General features: G+C 33.9%; 12 protein-coding genes and 1 pseudogene. All 13 read right to left on the bottom strand.

The genetic code is table 11. The features are described 5' to 3' along the window. Nucleotides 1-95: 95 nt before the first annotated feature. Nucleotides 96-833 (bottom strand): hypothetical protein, encoded by a 738-nt coding sequence (locus Q0P94_RS09085; RefSeq protein ID WP_295115843.1) that lies wholly within the window; start codon nucleotides 831-833, stop codon nucleotides 96-98. A gap of 168 nt (nucleotides 834-1,001) precedes the next feature. Beyond that, entirely contained in the window at nucleotides 1,002-2,078 is a 1,077-nt protein-coding gene (locus tag Q0P94_RS09080) for a zinc ribbon domain-containing protein (RefSeq protein ID WP_295115842.1), read from the bottom strand. Next, a complete protein-coding gene (locus Q0P94_RS09075; RefSeq protein WP_295115841.1) occupies nucleotides 2,079-3,422 on the bottom strand; it encodes an AAA family ATPase in 1,344 nt (447 codons plus the stop codon). Between the two features lie 280 nt (nucleotides 3,423-3,702). Next, on the bottom strand, nucleotides 3,703-4,779 hold the full coding sequence (locus tag Q0P94_RS09070; protein WP_295115846.1) for an RNA-guided endonuclease TnpB family protein: 1,077 nt from the start codon (nucleotides 4,777-4,779) through the stop codon (nucleotides 3,703-3,705). Between the two features lie 371 nt (nucleotides 4,780-5,150). Further along, nucleotides 5,151-5,456 (bottom strand): hypothetical protein, encoded by a 306-nt coding sequence (locus tag Q0P94_RS09065; RefSeq protein WP_295115840.1) that lies wholly within the window; start codon nucleotides 5,454-5,456, stop codon nucleotides 5,151-5,153. A gap of 14 nt (nucleotides 5,457-5,470) precedes the next feature. After that, on the bottom strand, nucleotides 5,471-8,551 hold the full coding sequence (locus tag Q0P94_RS09060; RefSeq protein WP_367270232.1) for an ATP-dependent helicase: 3,081 nt from the start codon (nucleotides 8,549-8,551) through the stop codon (nucleotides 5,471-5,473). A 75-nt stretch (nucleotides 8,552-8,626) separates the two neighbouring features. Beyond that, complete coding sequence (locus Q0P94_RS09045; RefSeq protein ID WP_295115839.1) at nucleotides 8,627-9,466, bottom strand: hypothetical protein; 840 nt, start codon at nucleotides 9,464-9,466, stop codon at nucleotides 8,627-8,629. Then, entirely contained in the window at nucleotides 9,442-9,831 is a 390-nt protein-coding gene (locus Q0P94_RS09040) for a hypothetical protein (protein ID WP_295115838.1), read from the bottom strand. Before Q0P94_RS09040 ends, Q0P94_RS09045 begins: the two co-directional genes overlap by 25 nt. A gap of 24 nt (nucleotides 9,832-9,855) precedes the next feature. Continuing rightward, complete coding sequence (locus tag Q0P94_RS09035) at nucleotides 9,856-11,202, bottom strand: LlaJI family restriction endonuclease (RefSeq protein WP_295115837.1); 1,347 nt, start codon at nucleotides 11,200-11,202, stop codon at nucleotides 9,856-9,858. Further along, the gene (locus tag Q0P94_RS09030; protein WP_295115836.1) at nucleotides 11,203-13,800 is read right to left on the bottom strand and encodes an AAA family ATPase; all 2,598 of its coding nucleotides are present in this window, start codon (nucleotides 13,798-13,800) and stop codon (nucleotides 11,203-11,205) included. A gap of 153 nt (nucleotides 13,801-13,953) precedes the next feature. Continuing rightward, a complete protein-coding gene (locus Q0P94_RS09025) occupies nucleotides 13,954-14,868 on the bottom strand; it encodes a restriction endonuclease (protein WP_295115835.1) in 915 nt (304 codons plus the stop codon). A gap of 1 nt (nucleotide 14,869) precedes the next feature. Beyond that, nucleotides 14,870-16,915 carry a protease Lon-related BREX system protein BrxL gene (brxL, locus tag Q0P94_RS09020; RefSeq protein WP_295115834.1) on the bottom strand — a complete coding sequence of 682 codons (2,046 nt, stop codon included), beginning with the start codon at nucleotides 16,913-16,915 and terminating at the stop codon, nucleotides 14,870-14,872. A 10-nt stretch (nucleotides 16,916-16,925) separates the two neighbouring features. Then, nucleotides 16,926-17,587, bottom strand: a pseudogene (locus tag Q0P94_RS09015) (hypothetical protein); the annotation flags it as partial.

The raw sequence follows: 17,587 nt of genomic DNA, 5'->3' as shown, positions 1-17,587 counted from the left end.
GCAATTCATCCTCGACTTAAAGAAGTCAAGGTATTCTTGCACTATTTAGATAAAAAAAGAGTAGGTTTTAAACCTACTTTAATATTGATTGCATGTTAAATCATTACTGATTCATAACTGGATGCCGAAGAACTGGAACTGTCTGAACTGTCAGTTGCAGGTTCCACTCCGCCATAATAATCATTATAGTAATTCATATCATCAACAGCATTATCATACCCGTTGGAATATCCCTGATAATATGCCTTATCCAGTTGACGCTGATTATTGATGCTGTTCTGATTTGTGTGGGAATCTGTTGTGTTGTTTGCCGGTGCCTGAGGAGTTTCAACCTCCGGCTCCTCTTCAAGAGTTGCATTTGCTGTAGCTACAAATTTTATGCTTTTGTATACGGTCAATGCCATATCCTTGTCCTTGCACACTATAAGAACGTTGTCATGTGTTGTGTCGTTTCCGGTAAATATGACATACTCATTAGTGTCCTTAATGAAATATACTGTCACGTTATCCTCAACGGAAGGTGTTCCCTTGCTGAAAAGATTGTCCCTTAAGCTTGCCATCTGCACCGCACCGCTTAGGGTTGAGCCCGTCTCACTGTTGAAGGCAATTACCTGAAGGTCATGCTTGGGGTCTTCATAGTACAATATTCCCAGATTATCCACATTGGATTTCGCTTCATTTGAGATGGGAACCTGTATTGTTGAAGCGTTACTGATTTTGATGGTCTGATATTCAACATTGGAGCTGCTGTTCAAACTCATATATATTGAAAAGGAGAGTATTGCAATGACCGCAACCAATGCAATGATTATTATTAATTTTTTGTTATCCACAAAATATCACCACTTTTAATATATGGTGTAAAAACAATTTAACAGTTTCTATTCAGTGATGAAAAATCTTCGGTGTTTTTCTGAAAATGAGTTTAATTATTAAAAAATGAAAAGAATTAAAGCACCCCATTTACATGGATGCTTTTTCAATGTTAAATTGTTAAAGTTTTATTCATAGTCTTTTATTGAACCTATGAGGTTTTCCATATCTCCAAGAAGTCCTTCAACATCATCCTCTTTGGTTGAATCCAGAGACAGTACCAGTTCGTTGGTTAAATCTTCAAGCTTATCGATGATTGAGTTGAGATTTTTGAACTTTTCCTTAAGTTCAGCCTCGATTCTGGGACTTTCCTCGCTTGCAAGAGAAATGATGTTTTCAACCTTGTCTGCTTCACTGTTGAAGAGGCTTTTTGAGCTGTCCACCACGGATATGAACTTAGTGTAGGTTATCTGAGGCGGCTGGAATTTCTTTTCTATAAGTTCACGTGCATGAGCATCCTTTGTTGCATATTCCTTTTTGAGACTGTCCAGTTGACTGGCATATCCTTCAAATGCAGAATTGCTTATCTCTGGAGCGGGTTTTGTGAAGACCTTCTTTTCCTTTTTAGGTTTGATTTTCGGTTTTTCCTGTTTTTTGGATCCCGGAGGATTTGTAGGATTGTTGTTTGTAAGCTTGTGTATTGCAAAACCTACAACAAATATCGGAACTGTGAAAACAAGTCCCACAAATATTGAACTGAATATGGTGAAATGAGGCAGGGTCATTGCAAAAGCGGTAAAGAGAAGGAAAAAGGCAAAACTTATGAGTTTTGTTTTTGCAAGCACATATTCACCTGTTCTGCTGTTCTGCCAGTAGAACGCGAGGTTCTTCAAATCAGTAATCAGACCGTAATTGTTATAATCCAATTTTGCTTTTGAAGGTTTTCCCTTTAAGTAATGTATAAGATAAGGAACGAGAAATGCTAAAAGACCAAAAATTATACTTACGAGTACCATTCCGCCAAATACAGGTGTTGTGAAAGCTGTAAGGAACAGCAAAAGGAACACACTAATTCCAGCTATTTTGGATTTTGCCAGCATGAACTGACCGTCATACTGCCAGTAGAACAGTTTTTGAATAATGTTCGGTTCTGCATAAGTTACTATTTCCTGAGCGTTTCTGAATTCTGTTGACTTGCAATATGGGCAGAATTTAGCGCTTTCAGGTACAGTTTCACCACAATTTTTACAGATTTTAGTGCTCATCTAATCATCCTCAACTAAAAAGTCCTCATATGTCAGTGTATTAAGTTCATCATCAGTTATTTCTTCCTGGCCTGCAAGCCTGTTTGCCTGGGAAGTGATAACTTCCTCAAAAAGGTTTCTCACAGCCCTTCCGTTTGCAAAGTTTTTGGATCTTGTATCATACATTTTCTTGAAGTATTCCTTAAGGTACTGCCTGGCCGGTTCGTCCAGTACAAGATTTGACTCGCCGCACATCAGCTCGAATATTGCGTAAAGCTCCTCGTCTGTGTAGTCCTCAAAGTTTATGAACTTGTTGAACCTTGACTCGAAACCAGGGTTTGAGTGCAGAAATCTGTCCATAAGTTCAGGATATCCTGCAACAATAACAATCAAATCATCACGATGGTCTTCCATTGCCTTTAAAAGAGTGTCGACAGCCTCATGGCCGTAGTCGTTTTCGCTGCTTGATGTTAGAGCATATGCCTCATCGATGAAGAGTATTCCTCCAAGGGCTGACTGGATTACCTCCTGAGTTTTTATTGCAGTCTGGCCGACATATCCTCCGACAAGACCTGACCTGTCGGTTTCTATGAGATGTCCCTTGCTCAGGATTCCTATCTCATGGTAAATCTTTGAAAGGATTCTTGCAACGGTTGTCTTACCAGTTCCGGGGTTTCCTGAAAATACCAAATGAAGGCTCATGGCAGGCTGAGATATTCCCCTTTCAGATCTCATCTTTCTAATCTGGACAAGGTTAATAAGGGAGTTGACATCTTTTTTAACCTTTTCAAGACCTATCAGCTTATTCAGCTCTTCAAGGTATTCGTCAAGTGAGTGAGACTCTTCGGGCTCTGACTTTTCAGGTTTTGTTTCTATTTTTACTGGTTTGAAATCAATATCCAATTTTTTAAGTTCATTTTCCAGACTGCTGATGTAGCCGGAATATTTCCCAAATACTTCCTCGTTCAGTTCGTTATCGACTGTTATGAAGAACTTTCCGAAAAGCTTGTAGCAGGAAAAGAGTTCTCCTGCAGAGTTAAGCTGGTTCATGTCATACCTCTGGCCGTAGAGGTCAAGCTCATGAAGGCATCGAAATGACCTTGGAAGCTCCTCGATTTCAGAATCTGTAATTGCTGAGATGTCATCCGCTGTGTAGCTTGCGTTTAGAAGGGAGTTTATGAACTCCAGTTCATTGTCGGTTATCTTTCCGTCACCCCAACCGAGATATGAGAAATACTTGAATAAATCATCAGTTATCAGTGCTTCATGCGAAACTCCATTAAACTCCGGAATAAGATTTTTAAAAATGCTTAATGTGTTTACCAGAAAATTGAGGCTGGCAAACTGGTTTGACAAATAATCCATATGAATTTTGTTCACGCTTCCGTTGCAATTGGGACAAGTTTCCTGACTGCTGTCCAAAATCTTGCCGCAATCGCTGCAAATAGTCCACTCCAACATAGAAATACCTAACATCTTTTTAATTATATATTTTCCATTTATAGATAAATAAGTTGTGTTTATCCCATGCATTTGAAATTGAGTGTACTTATTAATCTTGAAAAAAGAATTGTTTGGTGTTAAAATTCAGTAAGATTTAGTATTAAAGATTTATTTTACGGTAAAAAAAAGAATTGGAAGAAGATTATTTTCTTCTTCTTAATGTTTTAGTTCCAAGCAATGCCAATGCAGAGATTAAAAGCAATATAGGATTACCTGTTGCATTTTTATAAGTTTTTATTTCCTTATGATGAACAAGACATGTTTTGTTTTCATGAGGAATGTGTTTTTTCTTTTCTGTGATGTTGACGGTTGCATTGGCAAAGTTGTTGCTTTTGTTAGTATCAAAAGTTGATGTTGTAACATTTACCGGATTGGTAATTAATCCTTTTGATAATATTTTAGTTTCAATAACTAATTTGACTGTTTCATTAACTTTCAAATCACCTACAATCCATTTACCAGTATCATGATTATAAGTTCCCTTTTGTGATTTATGAGAAATGTATTTCAATAAATCAGGTAATTTATCGGTTGCAACAACATTTTTTGCCACATCTGGTCCCTTATTAGTCAGCACAATTGTCCAAAAGACTGTATCTCCTATATGGTAATTTTTGGCATCTGATGTTTTTGAAATCACAACATCACAGTAAGGAACTTGAACTACCTCGACCTGTAAGAGGTCGAGGATTCTTACTTCCGGGCCCGTACTTTCCCACGAAAGTAGAATTACCGTGCTATCCACCCAGTTCCTGAGGTTCACTAATGGATCATCTATTAAAAGATTTAATCCTTCATTTTGGATGTTTTTTGCGGCGTTGATGTCTCTGTCATGGTGTGTTTGGCAATGTGGACATGTCCATTCTTTTTTGTCGCCTAAGTCTTTGTAGTAGTATCCACATTGGCTGCAATTTTTGCTTGAGGCAAACCATCGATTTATTTGGATGAATTTTTTATCATACCACTCGCATTTGTATTTTATCATGTCTACAAGTTTTCTCCAGGATAGGCTTTGTAGACTGGAACTTAAATCCGTATCTTGGAAAAGTTCTTTAATGTCAAGGTTTTCCATGCATATTATGTCGTAGTTTTTTACTATGTAGTGGCTTAATTTGTGGTATGCATCTTTTATGCGGTTGTTTTTTCTTTGTATCCATTTGCCTAGTGTTTTTAGTGTTTTATTGTATCTTTTGCTGTTGTATTTTTTTCGGGATAAGATACAATCTCAATCTGTTTGCCATATCATGATTGGTCTGAAGTTCCCGGGAGAGGAATTTCCTAAGCTCATCCTCGCTTAGAGATGAAACTAGTTTTGAATAGTCAATCACATCCAAGAGTTCGGGATGTTCATCAAGGTAGTATAGCGTTGCAGCCAGATGTTAGCAGTTGCCGTAATAAGGACAGTTGCAGTACATGGAATCAACTTTTGAGTCCTTGAAATTAATTATAACTTCATATATATTGTTTCCGGCCACACGGGCATCAACATGTGTATGTGAATATGAATCTATTCTGACTGCATTTGAATTATAATATCAAGGCCACGGGTTAATATTTTTCCTTCAAAAAGGGCTTTCCAGTGATTCATAACTATCCGCACTCCTCACCAATCCATCCAAGATTCACGTCAGGCCATCCGCATTCATCACAGTAATCGCCGTCCATTACAGCACCGCAGGAGGGGCATTCATATACGGGTTCACGAATTACTGAATCATGGAATTCCTCGTTTCCGCAGTTTTCACACTCCCACATGTCACCTGTTAAATAAAACAGGTTTTCACAGTCCGGACATTTGAGATAACCGTCCGCCATATCATACTCTCCGCAGATAGGACATTCGTAATAATGGTCGTCTTCCTCGTCTATTTCGCTTCCGCATATTGGACATTCCATATTATCACCTCTGATTATGAATTTGTGCATATGATTTTGAATTTGCAGCTGTCACAGAAATTGCTCCTGTTTTTGGGAAATGCCTTTTCATCAGTTATCTTCAGGGCAACTTCATTCAATTTTTCAAGCTGCTTTAAAACAGCATCATGGGTAATTTCGACCTCGTTTCTGTAATCTGTTTTTACAAAGTGGGTTATTCCCTGTCTGATTGTAAATTTATTAAAGTCTGAAAGTTCCATCAGCGCTGAGGCGTAAATGTAGAGCTGCTTTTCATAGTGGGCTATCTTGTAGTCGTCATGTTCGGCATTCTTGTAGTCCAAAATTGCGATTTCATCACCGCCAAGCCTATAAATCAAATCTATTGCACCGTTTAAAATGTAATTTTCCCTTTCTATTTCAAACGGCAGTTCGGATTCAAGCACATCCAAATCTCTTGAGTATGTTTCATAATAGTTCAGGATGTTTCTCTCGAGCTTTTCAAATTCATCAGAGGTGCTTTCAATGTCAAACATTGATGAGTAGACATCTCTTGTAATGTCTTTCAGCTGGTCTTTTGAAGGTTTGCGGTTTTCCATCAGCTGCAGGTTGACCTTTTCCATGACCTCGTGAAATACCGTTCCGAGATTTGTCACGTCTTCGCTTGAAAGCCTGAAACCGTGATTGTAAATTAGGTCGTACATGAACGGGCAGAGGTTATATGTGGAAAAGCTTGAGTAGTTCAGTTTGAGCTTTTCGTTTTGTGATGAATCGTAATGCTCAATAATCTCCACATTCGCCAGTTCATCGTAGCTAAAGTCTGTGAGATGCTCTTCAATTCTTGCAAGTTGTTCTGGAGGATTTCCGACAGCTGAAAGAATCAGGAGATCTGCAGCCCTTGTCATTGCGACATATAATACCCTGTCCTCCTCCTGGATTTCCAGTTCGTTTTCTTCCTCAATGCTTATACTTTTGTGAACAAGTTTTCCGTTTTCCTCCTTGAGTATTTTCTTGTATTCCAGACAATCGTTCGGGCTGTAATATGTGTTTGCAGGAAAGATATAATCCTTTTCGCGTTTTGGGTCCTTTACAGCCATAGGGAAATTGCCGTTTTCAAGTGATGTGATTATTGTCACCGGAAACTCAAGGCCCTTTGCCGCATGTATTGTCATCATCTGAACTCCGTCAGGCTTTTCCTCCTGATGGGATTCATATTCTGAAACCATATTCTTTAAAAAGTAGAACGCCCCTCTCAAATCTGTCTTTGATACGAATGACTCGTAATTGTATAATGTCTGTGTCAGCAATGCGAGGTTTGATATCTCATTATAGTTTGACTCGACATCCTCAAAGATATTTCCCAAGGATAAAAGCCTGTAGAACACATCAAGCACTGTCGGAGGCTCAGGTGAATTGACCTCTTCACGGATTTCATTAAGGCTTTCAAAAAATGACCTGTCCTCTTCATCATCGATTTCATTGAGATTTATTTCAGGCATCCGAACCTTCTTGAATATTTCAATTAGGGTGTCCTGATTTTCATTCTTTTTTATCCGGCCGACAGCGCTGACCCTGCCCTGACCCGCATTTTTTCTGAAATCATTCTCGATTCTTATGACCTCATTGTAGAATGAATCCTGAAGCTCACTAAGATATGATTTGGTTGAATCTTCGAGTGACCATAATACCGGTTCGAAGTATTCACCGCAAAATGCTTTAAGGTTCATCTCTTTTAATTCATCGGATGAAGGAATGTAACCGAAATCAGTCTTTCGAGCTACATACCACAACATAAGTATCAAAGACCTGACCTCATTTTGATCGGCAAGGTCTGACTGACCCCTTATCGAATAGTCGATTTCATCGTCAGCGTCAAAAAGCGCCCTTAAATTTGCTATGGTCTTGTCGCTGTGCTTTCTGTAAAGTATCGCAACATCGGAATATGTCCGGATTTTATTGTTTTTCTTAAGATACTTTATGATTTGATAGACGTTTTCAGCCTCGCTTGCTGAATCGTCGTTTTTAATTAGGAAATTGGGATTGTTGCACTTCTTGAACCGGCTGCTTTTCATATGCTTTTGAGAGGTTTCCTTTCTTTGGGGAGATATGAACGCTTCACTAAGCGCCACGATGTTTTCGCTTGAGCGGTAATTTGTATCAAGGCTCAGCACATCCGGACTGTCCAGCCTTATTAGCTCGTCAAAAAAGTCATTGAACGAGCTTCTGAACGCGTAAATGTGCTGGTCAACATCCCCAACGGCCATGAAATAGTTGCAGTTCGGCCTTAACTTTTCAAATATCCTGAACTGAAGAGGGTCTGTGTCCTGAAACTCATCGACAAATACTGTGGAGAATCTGGTTTCAGGGTCTTTTTCAAGGTGCTTAAGGGTCTTTAGCTGCAATGTGTCATAGTCGACATAGTTGTGCTCGTCAAGCAGTTTTAGATACTTCGGATATGCCCTTATGATTTGAAGATACCTTGCATTATACCATGACTTTGAGTACTCATCATACTCATCATACTCTTCGGGATTTTTCCTTTTAATTTCTTTGAAAGGCTTGTCATGATCGTCAATACGCTTTTTGGAAAAATAATCAATTGAATCAATGAAATTAAGGTAATCCTGAGTGATATGTCTGGTCTGGCTGATTTTTTCAAGCATCTCATCCGTTTTTGCATTGAAGCATGTGTATTCGCTGAACTTCTTAAGGATATCCGGAATATGATAATCAAAGACAGTTGCCTCATTGACAAAACCGAGCTCCTTTTTGAACTTCTCAACGAAAAGAGTTTTCCTTTCTGAAGTGTCACCGTCAAGAAGGCTCAGGGAAAGGTTTTTGCCTTTAAGATATTCCAGACAGAACGAATGGATTGTTGAAATCTGCATTTTTGAAACAATGCTTTCTGAAAGCCTTTGCCTCAGCTTGTTTTTCAGATTGTCCGCAGCCTTTGTCGTGAATGTGATGACCAGAAAGGTCTCCGGATCAACTCCCCTTTTAATTAATTCCTCAATTCTTGCAACAATTACTGTGGTTTTGCCGGAACCCGGACCTGCCTCCACAAGCAATGTGCCTTCACCAAACTCTATTACCCTCTTTTGATTGTCATTGAAATCCATTATACTAACCCGATTGATTTTAATTATATTATTATCTTATATCTAAATTATTTATAATTAATGTGAATAAAAATTTCAATGATAATTATTGATTTTATTGAAAAAATAGGTGTTTTCCTTGCCAAATCCTCTTGATCCCCATTCATACCAGTATTTGACGGTATCATAGCTGACACCTACCAATTTGGAAGATTTTTCAAGTGAATCTGTTTTCTTATATGCTTCGATGACACTGTCCATTTGATTTTTAAGCTTTTGTGATTCCAAATCCCTGAAGTATTCATCAATTTCTGAAATTTTTTTATAAAAATAGGAATATGTTTCACTGAAATCGTTTTGACCCCATTTAAGCCACTGCGCAACATGATTTGGATTGATATTTGAATCAATTGAAGCCAGTTTGAGATTTTGGGTTTTTCTATAATTTTTTAAAACATTATCCATTTTTGCTAAAATCTTTTCATTTCTTTTAATTTTATCATTTTCAAGCTTAATTTTCTTTTCAAGTTCAGTTTTCGTTTTATTTAACCTGAAAAGTTCATCTTTAAGCATTGAATGCCTGTTCCATTGGGCATTTATTTTGAATTTGAGATTACTTTCCTTTCTTCTGCAGTTTTGAACTGATTCAAAATCATTTTTGGAGGCGAAATTTCTTTTATCCTCTTTAAGTTTAAGCAACTGTTGATTCAATGGTTTTATATTGTATTCAGCTTGCATTTGTGCAATCCTTATTTCAGATTTTAGATTTTCAATTTCAACATTCAGATTATCCAAATCACTCTTTAGTTCATCCATAATCATCATTTCATGAAATTTTCTATAAAATTTGTCTACAAATACTCTTAAGTAAACGCTTAATCTTAATTTGGATTTTGATACTTTGAAATATATTATTCTTCCCCTATCATCTTCCATTCAATGTATTTATAATAGAGCTCCTCATCCTTAAGTTTTAAATCCTCAAGAAAATGTTTTCTTTTATCCTCATCGAATTTGGACATGACCTCTTCAATTGCAAGAAACGGAGATAAACGAACTGCTTTATGGTTTGAGTCTGCTTCATACATTTTGATTTTTATTAATTCACAGATTTCCTTTAGATATTCAATATTTGTCATGTAGACAACCTTGGGACTTGGATCACGTTCGTAATACTTTTTCGGAAGTCTGTTGTTTTCAAAGTCCTGCATGAACTCAACAATTCTGTCCCTTTCACGTAAAATCTTTTTTAAACTGGCAGCTTCAAGTTCCTTTCTGTAGTCTTTAGGATTCAGCATCATGTTATCACAGCATTTATGTTTTTATTATAAATCTAACTTTTCTATTTTAACTAGTTTATTGTCAATATACAACTGATTAATTTCACCGGCCGGAAGAATGATTACCTGAATATCCTCCAGCTTCTTATTGGATAGAATATCCAGTTTGACATTGCCCTTATTTTCAATTTCCCTTTCATAACTTGGAAACAAAAATGCGTTTTTAACTCCTTTAAACTCATGATCTTTAATAAATTCTCTAAAAGCAAGTTCGTACAAGTACTGCTTTGTAATTGATTCCAAACCCGGCTGGCCATCCAATTTGCCCATGTCAAATTTTAAATTGTAATATTTAGCATCCAAAATGACAAATTCATCTTCATGGAATGTCACAATATCTGGAATAAAAGTACCGTCCGCTTCGTGTTCATGAATATTTTTATAAATCCATTTCGGTTTTTTAATTAAATCAATCAATTTGTTATTTGGAGAATATTTTGGATTTAAATTAACCGGTAGAGTTAAATCCTTTAAGCGTTTATGCAATTTATCACCAAATACATATGCACACATCGCCTCCCAGATTACATGATAAGTTGAGGTTCCATATAATGTCAAATAGTTTTCATTGGTGTGGGCGTTTTTATTTGACAAATATGAATGCATTGACTGCAATATCTTTTGTTTATGAGTATTAAATTCAACATTCAGCTCTTTTTGAAGTCTTTTTAAAATTAACTCAATGTCTCCAAAATCATCCTGTTGTTTATCAGACAACTCAACAGGAGTCAAGTCAAAAAGTTCAAGTAATCCTGTCTTTTCCAGATAAATTGAACACTCTGTAATGACATATTCATGCAAAAGTCTGAAATAGTCAAAGAGGTCATTGATTTTATATTTGGTTTGAAGATCAGTGTAATATGGTTTGCCGTCTTTTAGGATTGCTACATTCTCATTAACAGTTCTGTTCCAGTTAATTTCGCCATTTCCATTGGTTTGGAGGATATTTTGAATGTTTGAATAAACACCGTTTTCAAAGTAATCCTCTACAAAAAACAGCATCATTGACAGACGATTGTATGAAATGTCTTCAAGCTCATCATTTTGGTAGCGAAAATCATCATGAAATCGGTTGTATTTTTTAATTACCTGAATGACTTGCTTAAAATCATCTTTAATGTTACTTTCAGAAGTAATGTATTTAGGATAAATATTTAAAATAATATTCTCAATAATTATTACACCGACATAGACAAACTGATAACTTTCATTTATGGATTTAACTATATCATACTTTAAAAGCTTATCCAAGATGTTTTCATCATTTTGAAGAATTTCAAGGATTTTTCTTCTGGAGTAATGTTTTAACTCTTTTATGTAGACATTCTTCATTTATTCACCGTCATCTGTGATGAACTGGTCTTTAATACTATCTGCAAAGATTTCAATTCCGATTTCATCAAACTTATCACAAATTTCAGAGTATGTTACATAATTTTTAGTCTTTGCACCACTAAACATGTCATTTCTTTTGGAACGGGCTGCATCTTCAAACAAATACATGATAATTTTACTCTTGAATGTATCTTTGAAGATATCAGTTGGTATTTCTTTTCCGCGATATTCATTAAATGCAAAGAACGGCCCGATACATTTATCCTCATTGATTTTGTATGATAATAATTCATCGTTTATTGCTTTTCTTAAAGTGTTCCAGTTAATCTTTTTATTGTTCAGATTGACATAGGTATCCTCGATTAACTTTTCATCATTGTTTATGGAGAAATACTTGAAATTCCATCTTCTTTTGAATGCTGTGTCCATCGGGAAAACTCCCTGATCAGCAGAGTTCATGGTTGCCCAGATGAAAAGGTTTTGCGGTAAAATGATTTTATTTTCGTTTAAGTATAATCTCATGTCTTCTGTTGTGTCAATCGGATAGATTGACTGGTGATTTTCATCCCTGTCCAGAAGCTGGAAAACATCACCGAAAACAGCTGCAACATTGGCACGGTTAATTTCCTCGATGATTAATAGATACGGTTTATCTGGATTTTTTAAAGCTTTTTTAAGAATTCTCATGAATGGACCTGAGACATATTTGTAGATAATATCTTTGCCGTCCGGATATGGTTTAAATGTTCCAACGAAGTTTGCATATGAATAATCCGGATGAAAAGTAACTCTTTCGTAGTTATCTTCATAATTTTCTAATAAATCCTCTTTGTCTTGATTTAAATTGTATGATTTACCAGTTCCAGGAGCTCCAAAATATATCATATTTCTTTTTAAATCACTAACAAATGGTTCAATTTTAACATTTTCTTTAAAATTAACAAGTTTTCCTTCTTCAATAGGTTTCCAAGGATTGTCACTTTCAAAAAATAAATCAATAATACGTCTATCTAATAAAGAATATAATTTAACTCCACTTTTTTTAGCTAACATATAAAATTGACCATCATTTGCATAATAACCATCTAATGGTGTAATTCTAAACTTATGGAGAAAATCAATTTTCATTCCAGCAGCATGAATATCTAAGAATTTTTCAGGGAAAAGCAAAACAAAATACTTATGAACCCAACTTGCAGTTGGTTTTACGATACAATCACTGAAAATTTCAATTAAATCATCTTCAAGATTGGAAAACTCTTCAATTGAATCTAGACTGATTTTTTCAATGTGGCGAGCACCATTAACAAGGGCATCTCTAATTTTAGAACCAATTTCTATTGCTTCTTGTTCTGTGAGACCTTTTTGATTTTTGGCTGAGCCAGTAGTCCATTGATGATTTTTGTTAGCTTTAAATAGTGAATATTTATAAGCTGAACCTCCACCAATGCCACCCCTCATAAATTCTTTTGAAAATTCTAAATTATAACATAAAGTAGTGTTATCACCATCATGCAGGAATATTTTGTTAATTATATCAATACCTTCTAATTTTTCTAAAACTTCAGGACCAAATAACCTTCTAAATTTATCAAAAACGATCTTTAAATCTTCTTGTTCTAAATCTTCTAAATTATTTTCATCCAAATAATTTCTAATAATTCTAGCTGAATTGTCATATTGATTAACCATTGGATCTTCTCCACTAAAATCTTTAATCATCTGTTTAATTTTATCTAGATAACTTAAATCAATTATTTGGTCTCTGCTTAAACTTTTAACATCAGGAACATAATTGTTAAATGTTTTTAAATCAACTTTTTCATTAAATATAACTATGGAATCTTTATCCACTACAAAATATCCATTATAATTTTCATCAGCAATAGTAATTTTTTTAGAAAATTCATCTACAAAAATTCCACAAGCTATTAATTCCCATTCATATTTAAATAAAACCAAAGTTCTGCCTATTAAATCAATATTTTTTCGTATATAATGAAAATGACATTCTCTTTCATTAATCAAAACATTTGATAAGAAATTAACTGCCATATCATAAGTTCTAGAATCTGAATTATCACTAGCAAGAGTCACTGTGCGAATCTGTTTAATTTCATTATTAAATTCTTTATTATAAACATTTAAAATATCATATTTAGCATTATCATTAATGTGAAAAACAGTTGTTTGAGTACCTAAAGTGCCTTGAGTTGATTTTTTAAAAGCTTCTCTTGGAATTTCACACAACCACTCAACATCATGAATATCCCAATAATTATCATTAGCTTCATCAACTTTTGATATTTTATCTTCATGATAATAATCAGAAGTAACTTTACCTAATAAATATGAACGATTTTCCCTATCATATGAAACCACATAATCTCCTATCTTAATATCATAAACAAATCTGATAACTTGCATAGCAGAGCGTGTATTTCTATATTTTTTTCTGAATAACTCATAAATCTCATCACCGGATTTATTTGTCAAATCACCTAAATTCCAACCGATAGCTACTAAATTATTTTCTCTAAAATCATTTATTAAAAATGAATTTGAACCTGCTCGTACCATCCACATGTTTGCCATAAATTTCACCTAATTAAAATTCTTTAAAATCACATCAATTTAATCAATTCCATTTTATATTCAATGCTTCTTTTAGAAATATCAAAAAAAATTTTAATTAAAAAATGTTCAGTTTTAAATTCACATAAATATCAAATGTTCGTAAAAACAAGATTAATCACCAATATTAAAATAATCACTATCAATACGTTTAATCTCATAAGTATGGCTTGTAAATGTTCCAACATTATATTCAATCATTAAATCTGCTAATTTTTCACCATCAATTAAAATAATTGATTGATTTTTTGCATAATCAATAGCACCAGAAGTAAATGATGATGTGGTAATGAAAACTCCTTTAGATAATCCTTTTCCAACTAATGCCCCTACAAAATTTTGCAGTAATGGTGTTCCAACCTTATTAGATTTATCATATCTTTTAGCTTGAATAGCAATTTTATCAATACCTAACCTATCTTCATTAATGATACCATCAATACCACCGTCATTAGTAGGAGAAGTAGTTCTACCCGCATCAGGTCTAAATTCACCATATCCCATTTTTAAAAGTAAATCAATAACAAGTTTTTCAAAAAATATTGGATCATTATTTAAAATATTTTCTAAAATTAGTCCTGAAAGTTCATCATTAATACGTGAATATGCATTTTCCATAGCTTCTTCAGGAGTAGACATATCTGAAGAATAATTACTAATTACTGACTTTTTAATGATTTTAGCATTACTATTTTCAACCCAATTTAAAAAAGATGAACTTTTTAATAATAAATCTTCAGTAATGTGAGGATAATCATGATACATTTTTAGTCCTAATTTAGTAATATTGATAAATCCTCTTTTTTTAGATTCTAATAATTCTGCTTTTTTTAAATATGTTATAGCCCAACCAATTCTACTATTTATTACTGTAGTACTTTTACTTGGTAGTAACTCCTTTTTTTCTTCTTCAGTTAAATTTAATTTATTTGTTATAGAAGATTTAACATCTCTAGTTCTATATTCATTAGAATCAGATAATTCTTTAAGTACAATATCATATAACTCATTATATTTTGGAATTGCCATTTTATTCCACCCCTAATGATTTCATTACTGCTTCTTCAGGAGTATTATATGGGATCATTGTAAACTTAGATAATAATTCTGGAGGAACCATTCCAAAATCAGCATAAGAACTCATTGGAATTAAAACTTTTTTAGCACCAGCATCAAGACAAACTTGAAGTGCATCGGCAAGGTTTTGAACTTTTTCAACAGTTCCGCCCAAAGAGAAGTTACCTAATATAGCTGTAGATGGAATTACTTGGCGATTTATTGCAACACTACATAATGCTACAAAAGTCGCTAAAGTTAAATGATTTGTCATCCCAACGCCATGCAAATCTTTAACCTGCATCACATAATCTTTATCTTTATAGGAAATCTGCCCACTGATTGAATTTGAATTTGACTTGAAGTATTGATAAGCAATCTTTACAGATTCAGTAACCTCTTTTTTAGAACCAATTCCATTTGGTGTAAACTTACCAGTTCCATTCATCATTTCCGTTTCAAACTTGAAAACACCTAATTTACCATTTTGAGATGGACCAACAGAATATAAATGTCCAGGTTTCAAATCACCTTCAGGGATTAAAGTACTACTTGCTTGTTCTTGTACCCCAACATAGTTTTCTTTGTTTTCCTCCAAATCAATGTATGAAAAGTTAACATCATAAAATTCCATCCCACCAATTTTTTTAAGTTGTTCTTTCACTCTTCTTCTGGATTCAAGTGCTAATTCTAATATTTCACGAATGTCTTCTTTATCAAAATTTCCATCAGGATAAACTAATTTCACAAGTCCTGAAACCATTCTATTTACAGCAATTGTATCTCTTTGGTTTAAATCATAACCTAATTTAAAGTATTGATTATGTGCGTCAGTAAATGAACGTTTTCTCATTTCACGGAAAAATTCTGAGATATAATCTGTGATAAATCCAAAATCATCTGTGAAAAATTCTGGCCTGTATTTTGGTATTTCCCAGCCAGGAATATAACAATGCATCCTATCAAAGAATGCTGTATCAGTTCCCATCTCCGGAGGGAATGGTTCAAATAAACTGGAGGTCTTTAATAATGATTCAACACTCTGATTAATATTTCCAACAAATACCATTGAAGCATTAGCATTTTTTTCCTCTTTACCTCTTGAAAAAGAACCCGATGCCATGAAATCTTTCATAATAGCTATTCCATCCTGGTCTTTGAATTTAATTCCTGCTACTTCATCAAAAGCAACACAATCCCACATTCCAACAAGACCAATTGTTCTCTCACGCATATTATAAAATAAATTTGCAACAGTGGTTTGACCACCAGAAACTAAAATAGAGTTTGGAGATATTTCTTTATAAATGTGAGATTTACCGGTTCCTCTAGGACCTAATTCACATAAGTTAAAATTGTTTTCAACTAAAGGAATTAATCTAGAAACTAATAACCATTTTACACGTTCATCAAATTGTGTTGGTTCCATACCACAAGATTTTAAAAGAATATCAATCCATTCCTCTTTAGTAAAATATTTTCTGTTTAATAAAATATCATCCAAATCAATATTTGGAAGTTGAATTGGTTGTAAATCTCTGATTTTAATTGTGTTTGCTCTAAAATCAGCTTCATCAAAATCATATTCTAAATTTACCATACACCACAAATTTCCACCTAAAAGTCTTTCATATCTTTGGGGAAAAACAGGATTAATTGGAATATCTTTAAGACCCAAATTAGAAAATGTTGCTAAATAAGTATCATATTTGTATTCCAATTTAACAGAAACAACATCAATGACTGAATAAGAACCTAATTCTTTTAACTTGGATAATATCTTTTGAGCTTCATCTGGCCTTACATAATTATTTGCAAGGATGTTTTTAACTGTTTGAACACCTTGTTCAATTAAAGCATCATCTTGAGAGCAATATTTTCCTAAAAGATATTCTAAAACATAAACTGGAACATTAGCACCTTCTTTGACTCTTTTTGTCAAATCTTTTCTTACTATTTTACCATCAAAGTAATGTTTTAATTTTGTATTTAAATCATCCTGTAAATCATATTCACTCATAACAAATCACCTAAAAGAACTCAAATCCATCCTGGAAAGCAATATCAATTGTAAATGGAATTCTTTCAATCTCTAATTCATCATCTAAATCTCTTATAATTAAATAATAATTTTTAGATTTATCATATTGTTTTTGTAATAATCTAAATTTCTCTTTAAATTCCCTATCTTCTGCTGAATCAGAATTTTTATTAGCGAAAATAATAGCATCACTAGAAATTTTATTATTGTCATCATCAACAAAATAAATTGATACCTGACGAGATTTAACATCCTGCGAAATATTTTCTTTTTGGAAAAATGTCAACATAACATCATAATTAGTAATTTTATTGTTTGTTGAAATTAATTGCAAATCAACCTTTGGACGCTTATTAGAATCTTTAGATGCTTTTACTTCTAATAATGGAATAATACATTCCTCTAAACTTGCACCCCCATGTACAAAGTTAAGTCCTGCACCTTGTGCCTTAAATACATCAGCACCAATAGGAACATTTTTTTCGCTCTCATCTAAAGGTTTTTCAGGTTTTAAATCTTTTTGTTCTACCTTTTTATCTTCTTGTTGCACTTCATTATCTTTATTATCTCCATTATCCAAAGATTTAATTGGTTTATCTATTAATTTTAATAAAGCTATTCTAAAATTAACATCTTTACTAGTAAACCATG

Origin of the sequence: uncultured Methanobrevibacter sp. (assembly GCF_946184425.1) — an archaeon.
GTDB lineage: Archaea > Methanobacteriota > Methanobacteria > Methanobacteriales > Methanobacteriaceae > Methanocatella.
Note: the sequence above shows the minus strand (reverse complement) of the source record. Positions and strands in the feature narration are given on the sequence as shown.